Source organism: Nostoc sp. (assembly GCF_036917815.1).
Taxonomy (GTDB): domain Bacteria; phylum Cyanobacteriota; class Cyanobacteriia; order Cyanobacteriales; family Nostocaceae; genus Nostoc.
In genome coordinates, this window is record NZ_JBALEK010000056.1 from 1 (window position 1) to 16,494 (window position 16,494).

Sequence of the window (16,494 nt, forward strand, 5' to 3'; positions counted from 1 at the left end):
GCGAGAGAATCAAAGGAGGCAAGGCTGAGAATATCGAATATGCCATTGCTGCTTCTACTGCTGCTTTAACTGTCTACACCAGGGAAGCTTTGCCTTTTGAATGGGCAACGACGCAAAATAATCTCGCAATTGCCTACTGGGAGAGAATCAAAGGAGGCAAGGCGGAGAATATCGAATATGCTATTACTGCTTTTACTGCTGCTTTAACTGTCTACACCAGGGAAGCTTTGCCTTTTGAATGGGCAGCTACGCATAATAATCTCGCAATTGCCTACAGGGAGAGAATCAAAGGAGACAAGGCTGAGAACATCGAAAATGCCATCGCTGCTTTTACTGCTGCTTTAACTGTCAGAACTGCTGAAGCTTTGCCTCAAAACCATGCAGAATCTTTGTGGGGACTCGGAATTGCTTACCAAAACACTAATCAGTTTACCTCAGCTTATGATCAGTTTAAATCTGCTATTGACACAGTAGAATCTTTACGGTCAGAAATCGTTTCTGGGGAGGAAAGCAAACGCAAGCAAGCGGAATCCTTTAACCAAGTTTATAGCCGCATGGTGGAAATTTGCCTGGAATTAGCTAATATCACCAAAGCAATTGAATATGTTGAACGTAGTAAAACCCGCAGTTTAGTTGAACAAATCCTTGAACGTGACTCTAAAACCATCTTTCCTCTAGAAGTATTCACTCAACTAGAAACATACAGGGATGAAATAGCCACAGGACAATATCAAATCCAAAATGGCAAAGCTGAAAATCCCCAAGTTCTAGCACAACATCTCCAAAAGTTGCGACAGCAGCATAATGAATTGCAAAACCGCTACTTACCCGTTGGTTATGGTTTCAAATTTGATTCATTCCAGCCTAGTTTAGATGAGCGTACAGCCATTATAGAGTGGTATATTCTCAATGACAAAATTGTGGCATTTATTGTCACAAAAAAAGGAGAGGTAACAGTTTGGCAATCCCAGCCAGAAGATAGAAAAGCTTTGTATGATTGGGTAAATGAATATTTACATAACTACGATGATCAAAAAGACCAATGGTTGAATAACTTAGGGGAAGAACTCAAACAATTAGCCTCAATTCTGCACATTGATGAAATATTAAACCAGATACCCACGCACTACGATAAACTCATCTTAATTCCCCATCGATTCCTGCATTTATTCCCCCTTCATGCACTACCAGTAAATCAAAATTCTGGAAATTCGCTTTGTCTTCTAGATTTATTTCCTGGTGGTGTGAGTTATGCACCCAGTTGTCAACTACTGCAACAGGTGCAACAGCGCAAACGTCCTGATTTTCAATCTCTATTTGCAATTCAAAACCCCACAGGTGATTTAAACTATACAGATTTAGAAGTACAAGTTATTCAAAGTTACTTTAATACTGCCAACGTCCTGAAAAAATCGGCAGCAACTCTCACAGCAATTAATAATTCTGACTTAAATACTTACCATTGCGCCCACTTTAGCTGTCACGGGTATTTTAACTTAACAAATCCCGGTAAATCAGCCTTAATTTTGGCAAATGCACCCATCGCAGACACACCAACAAAACCCAACTCCGAACGTTACCTAAATTTGCGAGTAGGGGAAACCCACGATTTAGAAAAATGCCTTACCTTAGATAAAATCTTCGCTCTCAAATTAGAACAATGTCGCCTCGTCACCCTTTCCGCTTGCGAAACTGGATTAATTGATTTTGACAATGCCAGCGATGAATATATTGGATTACCTAGCGGTTTTCTATTAGCAGGTAGTCCCAGTGTCGTTAGTTCCCTATGGAAAGTAGATGACCTTTCCACCAGCTTTTTAATGATTAAATTCTACGAAAACTTATTCAAACTTGCTCGATTGGAAGCAGGAGATGTTGCCATAGCCCTTAAGCAAGCTCAAAACTGGCTGCGAAATCTGACTATTGAGGGATTAGACATATTTCTGGAGGAACACAAAACCCAGATTGAAAAAGTCCTTGCTCAACTAAGAGTAGGACAACGCATCATATTTCAAGAATCTTTGAAACTAATCAAGCAACGTCAACCCCTACCTTTCGCAAATCCCTACTACTGGGCTGGATTTACAGCTTCTGGACTTTAAGCACCAGATTCGGGGACTTTACAAAACTTTTTAGCACCCAGTTTAAACACACAAATACTGAGTGCAGTTGCTATACCAGGAGGAATGGCAATACCAATTGCGATCGCTTCTATCGCTGGAGCAAGCAATCCAGATTCCAAGGCTTCTCTAACTTCTTCCTGACAGAAAAATTGGCGGGATTTTTCCAACCAATCATTTAATCCTCTATCTCCTTCCTGTGCAGTTTCCCGCATAACCAGCAGTGGAACAGCATCGTCTAAATAACCTTCACACTCTTCGATAGTGTCCAAAGCTACTAAAGCCTGGGGATTATCTGCCAATTCGCTGCGAAACTGACTAATTTCCTCTGGTGTAACAGTAATCATCTAGTTTTAACCAGTCAATAAATACACAAAAACCTTGAGTAATTATACATCTAATGCCGAATCCAGAGATGTGGTGCTGACACGATATCAATAATAGAAGTAATTTTGGAGTGCGATGTCTACGACGGGCTACGCCTACGCCCATTTTCAACAACCAGAAAAATTCACCTAGATACTTGGTTAATTCACACATTTTTCTGGTGCTTCTACAACTTTAATTCCAGACTAAAATTCCCGAACAATATCTTGCCCAATTCCTTAAAATCTGACCCAAACAACTGGGATATACTAATCTTCGCCTTCTCGCACACAGGAATAATCAACTTCACCAAATGGTAAGGTTGACTTTGATTTGTTGTTGAGGCTATCCTCAACGATTCCATGATTCCTCCTAAATCTCCCAATAAATTCACATCCTTTCCAATTGCTTGTTCAAACACTAACAAAATCAATTGTAATTTTCGGGTTAACTCAATCGGGATGGGTTTATAACCTAATTGGGGAGTAAGTGCAATTAATTCGCTAATTCCTTGAATATTAACTCGATATTTCTCTATTTCCTCTTCGCCTTTAATTTCCTGTCCTAACCACCCGTAACAACGAGAACAAAATCCCGCAGGTGAAAACCTAGCCATCACAGGTAAACGCGAACCACAATGAGGACATTCTTCTATTAATCGCTGTTTGTGAATCAAACAAAATTCTACATCTTTAAATGACCATAATAATGGTTCATAGATAGTTTTGTTCTCCTGCATCCACTCTTCCCAACAACAAGGACACCAAGCGCGATAGTTCCGAAATAACCCCTTGTCATAAATCATTCCTTTCCAGCTTAAAAGGGTCAAAAAGCGTAAATCCTGACGCATTGTTAACTCTTCTAAGACAGTAACTAACTTTCCTGTCATTTCTCGCATTCCGTTGATAGCCGGTTTAGCATCGCTATTTCCCAATAGGTGACTCAGATTTTTTGCTAATAGCTCAGATTTATCCTCATCTTTGAGGATAAGTGGCGCAATTTCTCCCATAACGAGCTTTTGAGAGGTTAAACAGTGCGCCTGTGCCAAACGATGGAGATAGCTACTAAGACTTTCTGCGTAGGGAGTTCCCAGCGCTATAGGTTCAAGAGAGAATAACCGACTCCGTTGCGGGATTTCTAGAGGTTTTAGGCTCCAATGTTCTAAGTAAATAGTCATCCCTCTGGGATTAACCTAAACGCTGGTACTTTAGTTTTAACAGCTAAATTTTAGGAATTAGTTTCCGATTCACTCTTAACCTCGATGCCGTAATTAACAAAGAGGTCGGAGACAGATATCTCCAAAGCTGCGGCTAACTTAACAATATTTTTTAACGAAGGGTTACGCTCTCCGGTTTCGATTCCTGAGATGTAGTTGCGATGAAGTCCTGACTTTTCAGCCAGTTCTTCTTGGGATAAATCTAGCTCTCGCCTTCGCCGCCTAATGGCTTTGCCAAAGCGGTACTCAATACTGGGGTGTTTTTGCGTCACAAAACAATACTGAACCAGTATCACCATTAAATCTATCTACTATAAGTGGACTTTTGCACAATATAAGTGTTATAAAGTTAAGTAGTATAGCATCAGGCAAGCAAGTTCCTAACTTTATGGTCTTATTTTGATAGATTCATAAAATAAAGCGCTTTGCGCTTACTAAGGAGTATATGAAAGAGCAATTTGAACAATGGGTTGCTCGCCTTCAAATATCCGAGGCAGGGCAAAAAATTATTGAGAAAGTTCGCTCATCTGAGCCATCCCGTCGCGTTGGTGGCGGTAGCAAGAATGTTTCGGGACGCTATCCTAGCCGCAAGATGGGAGTCACGATTCAATTTGAGTCTCATCGGGTTGAACTGCCAATTATCTATCAGTTAGAACATGATGAAGATGTTCTAGAATTCTACGATCAACCACCGCAAATTAAACTTGACTATCAAGCAAGTAACGGACGTAGATTAGGCGTTTTACACACCCCAGATTTATTTGTCATCCGAACCAATTCGGCTGGTTGGGAAGAATGTAAAACTGAGCATGATTTGAAAAAACTAGCAGAGAAAAACCCCAATCGTTACTTTTACTCTCAAGAAGATAATCAATGGCATTGTCCGCCAGGAGAAGACTATGCTAACCAGTTTGGGCTTTATTACCGCATTCGCTCAGATCGTGAAATCAATTGGGTTCTGCAACGTAATCTGCAATTTTTAGAAGATTATTATCGCTCAGAATCTCTAGTAGTGGAAGAAGCGATCGCTCAATCATTACTTGCAATTGTGTCATCTCAACCAGGAATAACTTTAGCAGAATTACTCAATGGGTCAACAGGAGCTAAATCTGACGATATCTATACCTTAATTACTCAAGAGCAAATCTATGTTGATTTAAATATTTCACCACTTGCCGAACCAGAAAGATGTCTAATCTTCCGTGATGAACAAACGGCTAGTGCTTATAGATTAATGGTTGAGCAACCAAGTGTAAGTCTTCCGGCTATCTCTCCTGTAGTCAATATTGTTACTGGAACAACTGTTAGTTGGGACGGCAAAGGTTTAAATATCATCCATGTTGGCGAAACAGAGGTTATACTTGGCGCAGAAAATAATCAGTTAATTGAACTCAAAAAAGCTATATTTGAGAATCTGGTTCGGCAAGGAAAAATCACAAGTCTCCAAACACCAGAAAAAACAGCTATTACCACAGAATCTTGGCAGCGATTTTATCAAGCTAGTCCTGAAGACCAAGCAGAAGCTCTTGAACGCTACAGAACTATCGAACCTTACTTAAACGGCCATCCCCCAGAAAACGAAACAATACCAGCCCGTACCATTCGTCACTGGAAAGCTAAATATCTAACTGCAATTCAAAAATACGGTTGCGGCTACATTGGGCTTTTGTCCCATCGCAGTGTCAAAGGTAATCGTCAGCGCAAGCTGCCCGAAGACACCTTAGCAATTATGGAGAAGTTTATTTTAGAAGACTATGAAACTCTTAAACAAAAAAGAATGTGGGAGGTTCACGCGGCTTTAGTTCGAGCTTGCGAACAATCTGGTGTAATTGCTCCGAGCTATAAAGCATTTACCAAAGAAGTACAACGCCGGACTGGTTACGAACAGACTAAAAAACGCCAAGGTCGTCGTGCCGCTTATCAGCATGAATCCTTCTATTGGGAGCTTGCTATAACTACCCCAAGACACGGCGATCGCCCTTTTGAAATTGGGCATATAGATCATACTGAGTTAGATGTAGAGCTAGTTTGCTCTGATACAGGTCGCAATCTTGGCAGACCTTGGGCAACATTTCTCGTAGATGCTTATTCACGGCGATTGCTGGCAGTTTACCTAACGTTTGACTCACCCTCATATCGTTCTTGCTTAATGGTGCTAAGAATTTGTGTCAAGCGTCATGGCAGGCTTCCCCAAATTGTAGTTGTAGATAACGGTGCAGAGTTTCACAGCGTTTACTTTGAAACACTACTAGCTACTTTTGAATGTACAAAAAAGCAAAGACCCCCAGCCAAAGCTCGTTTTGGTTCGGTTTGCGAACGCCTATTTGGAACTTCCAATACTCAATTTGTCCATAACTTACTCGGTAATACACAAATAACTCGTAACGTCCGCCAAGTCACCAAGTCAGTTAACCCTAAAAATCTAGCTGTATGGACACTTGGTTTACTTTATGAATATCTTTGTGCTTGGGCTTACGAAGTTTACGATACAGACGAACATCCGGCACTTTTCCAGAGTCCGAGGGATGCGTTTGCTGCGGGTATGGCGATTGGAGGCAGTCGGGTTCACCGCATGATTCCTTACGATGAAAACTTTCAGATTCTTACCCTACCTACAACCTCAGAGGGAAAAGCAAAAGTTCAAGTTGGACGTGGTGTAAAAATTAACTCAATCTACTACTGGTCTAATAATTTCCGCGATCCCCAAATTGAAAATACCTCTGTTCAGATAAGATATGACCCGTTTAATATTGGTATCGCTTACGCCTTTGTTCGAGGACAGTGGGTACAGTGTATCTCTCAATATTATGCAGAACTCCAAGGCCGTTCAGAAAAAGAACTGAAGTTAGCTAGTATCGAGTTACGCAAACGCTCTTCAAATCATGCACAACAATCTAAAGTTTCGGCTAAGAATTTAGCAGAATTTTTAGCATCGGTAGAAGCTCAAGAAGCTCTATTAGAACAGCGTTCCTATGATGCAGAAGTTAAGGAAGTCTTTAGGGTAATCGAGGGTGGAAAAGCGACAACAAGCCGTAACGAAGAACCAAAACTTATTCAAGTTACTTTTGCCAATACCGATTTTCAAGCGGATGAAGATGAAGCGATCGTCCCAGAAACACTTGTAGTGTATGAGGAGTTTTAACTATGACAAAATCTATTGGATTTCCTCTTGAACTCCTCACACGGCCTGTTACAGAAAGGCTTGCTTACTTTGAAAATTACACCGTAGCGCATCCTCGACTTAAAGAAGTCTATGAAATTCTCATGCGAACAATTGCTGAACCCGCAGGGGCATCATTTATCTTTATTTATGGCCCTAGCGGTATCGGTAAAACAACTTTGCGACTCCGCGTTGAGCAGAAATTAACAGAACTAGCATTACCTAAATTGGAAAGCGATCGCAGTCGTGTTCCTGTTGTTGGTGTTGAAGCTGTAGCCCCAGAATCGAGAAACTTCAACTGGAAAGATTACTACACACGCGCCTTAATCGCCTTAGAAGAACCCTTAATCGATCACAAGTTTGATTACGGCGTGCGTGGCATCTCCCGCGATAATTTCGGAAAAATTAATGTTGAGTCGAAAGTAGTTGCTCCTGCTCTACGCAGAGCTTTAGAAAATGCTCTCATCCATCGTCATCCAGACGTATTTTTTGTAGATGAAGCACAACATTTTGGCAAGATGGCAAGCGGATACAAGCTACAAGATCAATTAGACTGCCTCAAATCTGTGGCAAATATGACAGGTATCTTGCATTGTCTATTAGGAACTTACGAATTACTGACATTCCGTAATTTAAGCGGTCAACTCTCACGCCGTAGCGTCGATATTCATTTCCGCCGTTATTGTGCTGATAATCCAGAAGACGTACAGGCTTTTAAAAGTGTATTGTTGACTTTTCAACAGCAGATGCCACTTTCAGAGTATCCAGATTTAGTTACTCATTGGGAATATTTTTATGAACGTACATTAGGATGTGTTGGCATACTGAAAAATTGGCTAACACGCGCTCTTAAAGATGCTCTAGATCGAGAAGCAACAACAGTCACTCTCAAAGACTTACAAAAACGTGCTTGGTCGGTTGCTCAGTGTCAGAGAATGTTCAAGGAAATTCAAGAGGGCGAACGACAATTATCTGAAACGGAAACAGATATACAAAACTTACGCTCTGCATTAGGACTTGGCACAAAACCAATTGTGCTACCCGAAGAAACGCCAAAAACTACTCGTCAGCCAGGAAAGGTTGGCAAACGCAAACCTAAAAGAGATCCCATCGGAGTGCAGCAAGATGTTAGCTAGTGTATTAGAAACATACGAATCTTGGGATTTAAGAAAGGTTGCTATTCCATCTCGCAGTCGGTTGTATAGGTTAGATCCTATTGGTATTGGTACTCCATTAGTGGAAAGCTTAACTGGTTATATATCTCGATTAGCAGAAGCTCATTGCGTTAATTCAGGGGTTTTAATGGAGAAAGAACTCGCAACGCTGGTTAACAAAGAGTTTGGAAGTGCCAATTTACACAGGATATATAATTACACTACCGCACTCAACGGTAGCGGTGTCATGGCAACTGACTTAGTTCAAGCTCTAGAGAAATTAACGCTCCGTGACGACTTATGCTTTCTCACTTTACTAACTTGGGACAAACTATTCCCTTCTAGAAATTTACTACGCTCTGTTCGGGCTTGGTGTCCGAGTTGTTATCAAGAATGGTACGAAAAAAAACAATTAATTTATGAGCCTTTACTTTGGTCGCTAGATGTAGTACGAATATGCCCCTATCACCATCATCAATTAATTTTTGAGTGTCCTCATTGTCATCAAAAAAACACTACACTAGCTTGGCGATCGCGACCAGGATATTGTTCAAAATGTGGAGAGTGGTTAGGACAGATTCTATCCCAAGAATCAGCCAATAGGAACGCTTTGAAAAAAAATGAGCTAGAACAGAGAGTATGGGTCGCTAAGGCTATTGGAGAATTAATTGCTGCTACTCCATATTTGAATGATGCTTTATCTTCTACTGCAATCGCTCTCACCCTATCTAACTGGGTTGAGCAAATTGCAAAAGGAAATATAGCTGAATTTGCTCGTCAGATTAATATTCCCAGAAATACAGTTTGGCTCTGGTGTAAAGGTAGAAATTTACCTTCTCTTGAAGCACTGATAAATATTTGTTACTCTTTTGGAGTATCAATTCTAAGCTTTTTGACAGAAGAGACTAATAATTTATCTCTCTCAAGGAAATTGGTAGCAACTGAAGTTAAAACCACATTAAGAACAAGGAGTAAGCCGTTTAATGCTGAGAGAGTCAAATCCTATCTAGAAGTGCTACTCACAAATAAAGAGTCTCCTCCTTTATCTATGGAGGAGGTTGCTAGGCAGTTAGGAGTTGATAGAAGAACTATTTACAAGCATTTTCCAGATATATGTCGTGCTATCTCTGCCAGGTATGTCAGCTATAAGAAAGATTATCATAAGAAAATAATAGAGGAATGCTGCCAGGAGGTGCGACTAGTTGCTTTTGAGCTACATAATCAGGGTAAATATCCTACTGAATCTGCTGTTTCAGAGCTAGTTTCCAAACCAGGGTACTTCCGATGCAAAAAAGTTAGATTAGCTCTTAGAGAAGCGAATCGTGAACTTGACTTATGAAGCTTAAAAATTACCCAGAAATTGGAACTATAAGTTTGCCACCTTCTATTGGAAGCATAAGCTTGCCGTTGCGGCAAAGTTATGGGTAAAGTCACACCCTTTTCCTCTTCTTAGTAAATTTTAAGAATGGAGCTAAGCGGATTCGAACCGCTGACCCCCTCAATGCCATTGAGGTGCGCTACCAACTGCGCTATAACCCCAGAAATCTAACTAGGTAAGCTTTTTAAGCTTTCTAATTAGTTTTATAAATTGTATTAGCTTAACCATTATGCAAGTTTATGCAAGTTAAGTCAAGACAACTTTATTAAGAAACGCAAATACTAAGTAAGCCCTAGTAAAGATTATAGCGTTTCTCAATCTAGTGAGGTACATCTTAAGCCCCCTCTCGAAGAGCGGGGAGGGGTTTGGGGGTGGGGTTCTTGTACCTCACTCAACCGAGAACCGCTATAACACTAATATTTTCACTTATTAAGTTTGATAAGCTGTTGCGTATTTATTTAATTTGTATATTGGACGCGGGCAAGATGCCCGCACTACAATATTTTTGGGTTTTCTTGTTATAAAATTTAGCTGCACATCAGCTTATAACTTACCACTACTAAATAGATGTACTACCATTAAAACTTTTGGAACTAGAGCGATCGCAGGGCAAACGCATCTAAAGTATAATAATCCTTTAATAAATAGCAAGGGTTTGGGCGTTTTATAATTTAGACTATTTTTGATCAAGATCCTTATCCAACAAGGGTTTAAAAAATTATGTGCCTTTGCCCTGTATTCCGCCGCCCAGTAGTAGAAGTCAAGATTGGTTAAAAAGTTTGACTTTTGGGGAAATTTATGGTTTCAACTTCTTCAATTTTCGGAAAGATTTTCTTGTGGTTAATCAGACCATTTAATTTTGTGTTGGCAAATATGAAATTTCTCTCACCACCGAATGGTCGAAATCGAATCAAGCGCGTCTTTCCCATCCGAAATCCCATTCTGTGGGTAGTGCTGTTAACATCCCTGCTACTATCCGGTTGTGTTAAGTACGATGTGGGGCTTAACTTTGACAATTCAAATAGTGGTGAACTAGTACAGCATATTAAGTTGGGAGAACGCCTAACCAGTTTTAGCGGCGATTCTGTGTATGAATGGTTAAACAGCATAGAACGCCGCGCCCGTCAACTTGAGGGTAAAACACAGCGAGTTTCCCAAGAAGAAATTATCGTCACAATTCCTTTTAGTAGTGGTAGGGAATTGCAAGAGAAGTTCAACGATTTTTTTAACTCCCATGCTAATCAACCTTCTGAGTCTGTGCAGAGCGAATCTAACTCAGAACTGCCGAAAATTGAATCAAACGTACTCTTGGAGGAGAACAATTTTTTACTTTTAGTCCGAAATCGGTTAATTTATGATTTGGATTTGCGATCGCTATCTCTAATTGCCAGCAAAGGTAATGTCCTGTCCAATGCTGGTTCAATTCTCGACTTAGAATTTAGCTTGAAGACTCCTTGGGGAGCCAAAAACATTCAACTAACTGAAACTGCCATTGAGCCAGAAAAAAATGGCAATCAACTAGTGTGGAAACTCCAGCCTGGTGAGTTAAACCACATAGAAGCTGTTTTCTGGCTTCCTAGCCCCCTTGGTATTGGTGGGTTGTTAATTATTCTGTTTGTCTGGGGAGGATTCTACTTGAGATACAATTTTATGCCAGATCCCAGAATTCAGTTTCCTGCCAAAGCAGCAGCGATCCACGAACAGTAGACTATATAGCGGTTCTCGTTTACGTGAGGTACACCCGTAGGGGCACGGCACTGCCGTGCCCCTACACCTTGTGATGTAATGTTGTACCGCATCTGAATGGAAAGAAGTACACAAGACAACAGTCTTGAAAAAGCTGGTATTCAAAAACTTCCTCTATTTGATCGGGAAGAACTTTCAGTGTGGATGGAACTGTCCTGAAGCCCACAGCTCCAATATTTGGGACAATAACCCTAAAAATACTTAGGTTTGAGATGATACTTGTATAATTTAGGGTTAAACATTAGTGTTACTATGTTCCTATTGTTCGCTGCCATACCAGCGTTCGGCAAGTGCATTGAGTTTATGAAGCACATCAACTAATTCCTCACCACGTTCTGTAAAACCATAAGTTACTTGGGGTGGAACAGTTGCTTCATACTGGCGATAAATAATCCCTGCCGCCTCAAGCATCCTCAGTCTTTCCGTCAGAACTTTGGTGGAGATGCCCTCTACTTGGCGCTTCAATGCACCAAAGCGAGTAGGCCCACTATTACACAACACCCACAATATATACATTGTCCAGGGTCCTGATAGCAAGGACATCAGAATACTGACTGGGCAAGCATCAGGATTTTTAAAACCTGACATCGATAAGTTAGCCAAAATTATCCAATAGTTACTTTATGGTAACTACTTTACTTTAGTAACTAGTTACTTTTAGTATCTGATGTAATGCTTTGACAAAAAAAGTCAAAGCAGAAATCCTAGTTAATCAGGAGATAATTGGTGGTAAACATTCTACATATTGACTCCAGCCCCCGTGGTGAACGATCGCACTCACGAGAACTATCTAAGGAATTCGTCAGTGGTTGGAAAGCAGCACACCCTGAAGACGCGATCGCCTATCGAGATTTAGGGCATCACCCAGTTCCTCACGTTAATGAAGCTTGGATTGCGGCGGCATTTTCACCACCAGAAACCCATACCCCAGAATTAACTGAGGCGCTGAGGATTTCTGACGAGCTAGTAGATGAATTTTTGGCAGCCGATCGCTACGTCTTTGGAGTGCCAATGTATAACTTTAATATACCTTCCACTTTCAAGGCTTACATCGACCAAATCGTTCGCATTAACCGGACTGTTGCTTTAGATACTCAAGGCTTTAGAGGGTTAGTTGAGGGTAAAAAGGCGGTTATCATCACAGCACGCGGCGGTGACTTTAGTCCCACATCTCCTGCCGCTCCTTATGACTTCCAAGAACCCTACCTGCGGACGATTTTCGGCTTTATTGGGCTTACAGACATTCAATTTATTAACGCCAATAGCCTGAATGGGGGAGATGCCCGAACCCAATCTCTATCAGAAGCACAGGCAGCAATTCAAGATGCGATCGCCCAGTGGTAAGGGAGCAGGGGAGGCAGGGGAGGCAGGGGAAGCAGGGGAAGCAGGGGAGCAGGGGAAGCAGGGGAGGCAGGGGAGCAGGGGAAGAACTATTGCCCCATGCCCCATGCCCAATGCCCCATGCCCACATCTTCTTATGGTGACAACCGCTCAATTTTCCAAGTGCCATTATCTAAACGGCTATAGAGCAAGCGATCGTGTAAGCGGCTAGAGCGTCCTTGCCAAAACTCAATTTCTCTGGGGATTACTCGTAAGCCTCCCCAATGAGGCGGTCGAGGAATCTCCTGATTTTCATATTTGTTGTGGAAGTCCTGCAAGCGTCGCTCCAGGACTTCTCGGCTTTCTATCACCTCACTTTGATTAGATACCCACGCACCCAAGCGACTTTTTACAGGGCGACTTTCAAAATACTGGTCAGACTCAGTTTCAGAAACTTTCTCCACATACCCGGAAATTCTCACTTGACGTTCTAGTTCTGCCCACCAGAAGACTAAAGCCGCCTGGGGATTTTCTGCCAGTTCTTGTCCTTTGTGACTGTTGTAGTTGGTAAAAAAGGCAAAGCCCCGTTGATCAAAATCTTTGAGTAGCACCATTCTGGCAGAGGGCTTACCGTCTGGGGTGGCGGTGGCAATGGTCATGGCATTTGGTTCGGGGAGTTGTGCCGCTAGAGCCTGATCGAACCATTTTTTAAATTGGATAAAAGGATTGAGGTCTACTTCGAGTTCACTCAAACCTTCCAAGGTGTAGTCTTTGCGAAGGTCAGCTACGGTTTTATCCATTGTTTTAACTATTCTTCATCAGCAGCTTGTAAAGTAGCAATGATTTTTTCAGTCTTACGTTTTCCGCGTCGTTGTCCATAAAGACGAGCTGCAAAACTTGTAATTATCCCTACTAAGTCAGTCATCAAGTCATCCGGTTTATCGTCAACTTTATTAACGATATCTAAACTCACACCACATCGAGAAAGCAGCACATCAAGGTAATTACTTCCAAATCTGCAAAGTCGGTCACGATGCTCAACAATTAGTATCTCGTAGTCATCCTTTTTTAAAAGAGCTTCTAGTTTTTTTCGATTGTCGTTTAATCCGCTCCCAGTCTCCTTTACAACGTGTTGGACTTTGTACCCCCTGGCTATGGCGTAGGCAGTTAAACGCTCTGCTTGACGCTCTAGATTATCTTTATTTTCAGCACTACTAACACGAGCATAAATCGCAGCATTACCCTTCATTGCGATACCAGAATCTTGGACGTAATCAACTATCACAGTTCCAGATGGGAGCTTTTGAGTGGGATAAGGTATTTTGCCTGACTTAAAATGTCGCCACGCTGTTTGATAGGAAATTCCAAGATGTTGGGCATAGTCTGAGAGCTTCATACAGCTTTTGGCGCAAAATGAGGATATCTGTATATATTAGACTATACTTTATTTAATTATTTTTGATACATAATCTTTGTCGAAAATATCTATGATGGTGAGATGGTGATCAGCGCCATCAAGAATTTTACAAGTTCTCTCAACGAATATCTAAAATAGGTTGCATAAAATGCGCCGTTCAGCCTCCCTTCGACGCCTGTTAATTTATGGTCTGAGCGGTCCGATTATCGCTCTCAATGTCTGGCTACTGTCCGTGCTTTTTCGCTATTTCCAGCATCCCATTACCATCTTGAGCATTGCGGCGATTCTGGCTTTTCTGCTAAATTACCCGGTTAAGTTCTTTGAACGTGCTCGGATCACCCGCACTCAGGCGGTGATCATCGTTTTACTGGCAACATTAACCCTGTTTGGGATTCTGGGCGTTACCCTAGTGCCGTTGATCATTGACCAAACAATCCAACTGTTAAAGAATATCCCTGATTGGTTAGGTGCCAGTCAAGCAAACCTAGAGCAGTTTGAAATGCTGGCAAAGCAACGACGTTTGCCAATTGATCTCAGGGTTGTGAGCAGCCAAATCAATGCCAACATTCAGAATTTAGTGCAACAGCTAGCTTCTGGTGTAGTGGGATTTGCTGGAACACTGCTTTCAGGATTACTTGACTTAGTGTTAGTCATTGTGCTTGCTTTTTATATGCTTTTATATGGCGATCGCGTCTGGTATGGTCTGATCAATCTTTTGCCCTCTAATATTGGAGATCCCCTGACTGCATCCTTACGCCTAAATTTCCAGAATTTCTTCCTCAGCCAGTTGTTGTTAGGACTATTTATGGTGCTAACCCTAACGCCCATTTTCTTAGTGATGAAGGTGCCCTTTGCCCTGTTGTTTGCCATATTAATCGGTATTTCAGAACTCATTCCTTTTATTGGGGCATCTCTCGGCATTGGTGTGGTGACGATTTTAGTCCTGTTGCAAAATTGGTGGTTGGCAGTTCAAGTGGCGATCGCGGCGGTTCTTATGCAGCAGCTTAAAGATAACCTATTAGCTCCCAGGTTACTCGGCAACTTTATCGGACTGAATCCCATCTGGATTTTTGTAGCAATTCTGATGGGATTTGAAATTGCTGGGTTGTTGGGGACGCTTGTTGCTGTTCCCATCGCTGGTACTATTAAAGGCACTTTCGATGCGATCAAGAGCGGCAAGCCAAGTGATTTTGTCTCAACTGTCACTATTACCCATGACTCACCCCCGGATTGAGGAGGCAGGGAGAGCAGGGAAGGATGGGTAAGAGGAGAATAAACAATGCCCAATCCCCAATCCCCAATCCCCAATCCCCAATCCCGAATGGCACTAAGAAAAGCCCAAAGACTTATGTAGCCTCGTTCCCAGCCTGGAGGCTGGGAATGTATTCTGAATGGGCTGCTGCCTCTCATCAAGAAAGAGGAGGCGGAGCCTCTCAGAGCTGGTTCCCAGCCTCCAGGCTGGGAACCAGTTAGGGCAAAGCTTATAGCTTTTCTTAGTGCCATTCGCCCAATGCCCAATCCCCAATCCCCAAGTGAAAAGTAAAAAGTTGCACAATCTGATCTCACAATTCACAATTGAATTTACGATCTTTGATTCTGATTAATTAACTTAGAACCCGTTGATGGAAGCTTCCGAGCTATTAGAAACAATCACACTCTTGATTTATCAAGCCCAGCAGGGAGAAATTGATCCTTGGGATGTCCAAGTGATTCAGGTGATTGACCGTTACTTAGAACTGATGGCACCGGGGGCAATCACAAGAGGCTATGAAGCGGACTTGTCTCAATCTGGACAGGCATTTTTGTCAGCATCAATGCTGGTATTATTCAAGGCCAATACCTTGATGCAATTGTCAACAGTAGGAGATGCACAGGATGGTGTAGAAGATGATGCCCTATTAGAAGGTGAAGACGGTGCATCACATCAGGGTCATCGTCTACCATTAGAACGGCAATTGCGTCGTCGTCCATCGGCAATGCCGCCACCAAAGCGCCGGGTGACTCTGCAAGAGTTAATCAAGCAATTGCAGATTATGGCGAACCAACTAAAGCTGGTAGAAAAAGTCAGTAGACCCATACGTCCCAGGCGTCAACCTAGCGTCCAAAGTATGCGGGAGGCGCTGGAGTTAGCTCACCAGGAAAATCTGACAGAAGTCGCTAGGGAACTGGAGCAGGTGTTGAATTTGTCAGCAAGAGAGTTAAGTTTAGAGCAAACTTGGTTGAATTTAGAACAACTTGTAGAGTTGTGGACTCAGACAAAGCTTCTCAACCAAAATGGGTCTGGACATGAGTCTAAACAGAGTCAACTAGTTAGCGTTTTCTGGGCGTTACTACTACTCTCAGCTCAATCGAAAGTAGAGCTATTTCAAGAAGAGTTTTACCATGAAATTAAAATTCGGTTACTTAGAGATTCAGCTAACTCTTGTAAACCCCTTGAGCAACCGATGAACTAAGAAAGGCAAAAGTAGCCCTACAGATAATTTACAGATTTGTGCTTCAGTCCCAAAATCCGAGTAAATTGAAAAGATAAGCGATCGCTTGTCATCTAAGTATAGTTATGGTTGCAATAACCACTAAATTCCTGTTATCCCTGTTTGGGGATAACTTAGAGCAGAAA

14 protein-coding genes and 1 tRNA gene are annotated in these 16,494 nt (G+C 41.9%); 8 read left to right on the plus strand and 7 right to left on the minus strand.

The genetic code is table 11. The features are described from left to right. Window positions 1-2,102, plus strand: a 2,102-nt coding sequence (locus V7K97_RS16375) for a CHAT domain-containing protein (RefSeq protein WP_334802086.1), incomplete at its 5' end; no start/stop codon positions are given. Here the strand turns inward: V7K97_RS16375 and V7K97_RS16380 are convergent. The 3 genes from V7K97_RS16380 to V7K97_RS16390 all read right to left on the minus strand — a co-directional run bounded on the left by V7K97_RS16380 (window position 2,099) and on the right by V7K97_RS16390 (window position 3,974). Then, a complete protein-coding gene (locus V7K97_RS16380) occupies window positions 2,099-2,467 on the minus strand; it encodes a hypothetical protein (protein ID WP_334802087.1) in 369 nt (122 codons plus the stop codon). The genes V7K97_RS16375 and V7K97_RS16380 overlap by 4 nt on opposite strands. 206 nt (window positions 2,468-2,673) lie before the next feature. Continuing rightward, window positions 2,674-3,663 carry a TniQ family protein gene (locus V7K97_RS16385; RefSeq protein WP_334802088.1) on the minus strand — a complete coding sequence of 330 codons (990 nt, stop codon included), beginning with the start codon at window positions 3,661-3,663 and terminating at the stop codon, window positions 2,674-2,676. Between the two features lie 50 nt (window positions 3,664-3,713). Continuing rightward, window positions 3,714-3,974, minus strand: coding sequence for a helix-turn-helix domain-containing protein (locus V7K97_RS16390; protein ID WP_292730027.1), 261 nt, complete (start codon window positions 3,972-3,974; stop codon window positions 3,714-3,716). Between the two features lie 173 nt (window positions 3,975-4,147). Between V7K97_RS16390 and V7K97_RS16395 the strand changes: the two genes are divergently transcribed. Genes V7K97_RS16395 through V7K97_RS16405 form a run of 3 tightly spaced genes read left to right on the plus strand, consistent with a single transcriptional unit; the run spans window position 4,148 to window position 9,355 of the window. After that, a complete protein-coding gene (locus V7K97_RS16395; protein ID WP_334802089.1) occupies window positions 4,148-6,844 on the plus strand; it encodes a TnsA endonuclease N-terminal domain-containing protein in 2,697 nt (898 codons plus the stop codon). Window positions 6,845-6,846: 2 nt separating this feature from the next. After that, entirely contained in the window at window positions 6,847-7,998 is a 1,152-nt protein-coding gene (locus V7K97_RS16400) for an ATP-binding protein (protein ID WP_334802090.1), read from the plus strand. After that, the gene (locus V7K97_RS16405; RefSeq protein WP_334802091.1) at window positions 7,988-9,355 is read left to right on the plus strand and encodes a TniQ family protein; all 1,368 of its coding nucleotides are present in this window, start codon (window positions 7,988-7,990) and stop codon (window positions 9,353-9,355) included. Before V7K97_RS16400 ends, V7K97_RS16405 begins: the two co-directional genes overlap by 11 nt. Window positions 9,356-9,482: 127 nt before the next feature. Here V7K97_RS16405 and V7K97_RS16410 read toward each other — a convergent pair. Further along, window positions 9,483-9,555, minus strand: a tRNA-Ala gene (locus V7K97_RS16410). A 637-nt stretch (window positions 9,556-10,192) separates the two neighbouring features. On the opposite strand from V7K97_RS16410, the gene V7K97_RS16415 reads away from it, so the two are divergent. Continuing rightward, entirely contained in the window at window positions 10,193-11,101 is a 909-nt protein-coding gene (locus V7K97_RS16415) for a DUF3153 domain-containing protein (protein ID WP_334802092.1), read from the plus strand. A gap of 297 nt (window positions 11,102-11,398) precedes the next feature. Here V7K97_RS16415 and V7K97_RS16420 read toward each other — a convergent pair whose 3' ends face one another. Then, entirely contained in the window at window positions 11,399-11,728 is a 330-nt protein-coding gene (locus V7K97_RS16420) for a winged helix-turn-helix transcriptional regulator (RefSeq protein WP_334802093.1), read from the minus strand. Between the two features lie 138 nt (window positions 11,729-11,866). Here V7K97_RS16420 and V7K97_RS16425 point away from each other — a divergent pair, with 138 nt between their 5' ends. Next, complete coding sequence (locus V7K97_RS16425) at window positions 11,867-12,484, plus strand: FMN-dependent NADH-azoreductase (protein ID WP_334802094.1); 618 nt, start codon at window positions 11,867-11,869, stop codon at window positions 12,482-12,484. A gap of 131 nt (window positions 12,485-12,615) precedes the next feature. Here V7K97_RS16425 and pdxH read toward each other — a convergent pair whose 3' ends face one another. Both pdxH and V7K97_RS16435 read right to left on the minus strand, forming a co-directional pair. Continuing rightward, window positions 12,616-13,260, minus strand: a complete 645-nt coding sequence (pdxH, locus tag V7K97_RS16430) for a pyridoxamine 5'-phosphate oxidase (RefSeq protein ID WP_334802095.1) — start codon at window positions 13,258-13,260, stop codon at window positions 12,616-12,618. 8 nt (window positions 13,261-13,268) lie between these two features. Continuing rightward, window positions 13,269-13,856, minus strand: a complete 588-nt coding sequence (locus V7K97_RS16435; protein WP_334802096.1) for an IS607 family transposase — start codon at window positions 13,854-13,856, stop codon at window positions 13,269-13,271. Window positions 13,857-14,025: 169 nt separating this feature from the next. Between V7K97_RS16435 and V7K97_RS16440 the strand changes: the two genes are divergently transcribed. Next, window positions 14,026-15,111 (plus strand): AI-2E family transporter, encoded by a 1,086-nt coding sequence (locus V7K97_RS16440; RefSeq protein ID WP_334802097.1) that lies wholly within the window; start codon window positions 14,026-14,028, stop codon window positions 15,109-15,111. A 388-nt stretch (window positions 15,112-15,499) separates the two neighbouring features. Then, a complete protein-coding gene (locus tag V7K97_RS16445) occupies window positions 15,500-16,330 on the plus strand; it encodes a ScpA family protein (RefSeq protein ID WP_334802098.1) in 831 nt (276 codons plus the stop codon). Window positions 16,331-16,494: the final 164 nt, after the last annotated feature.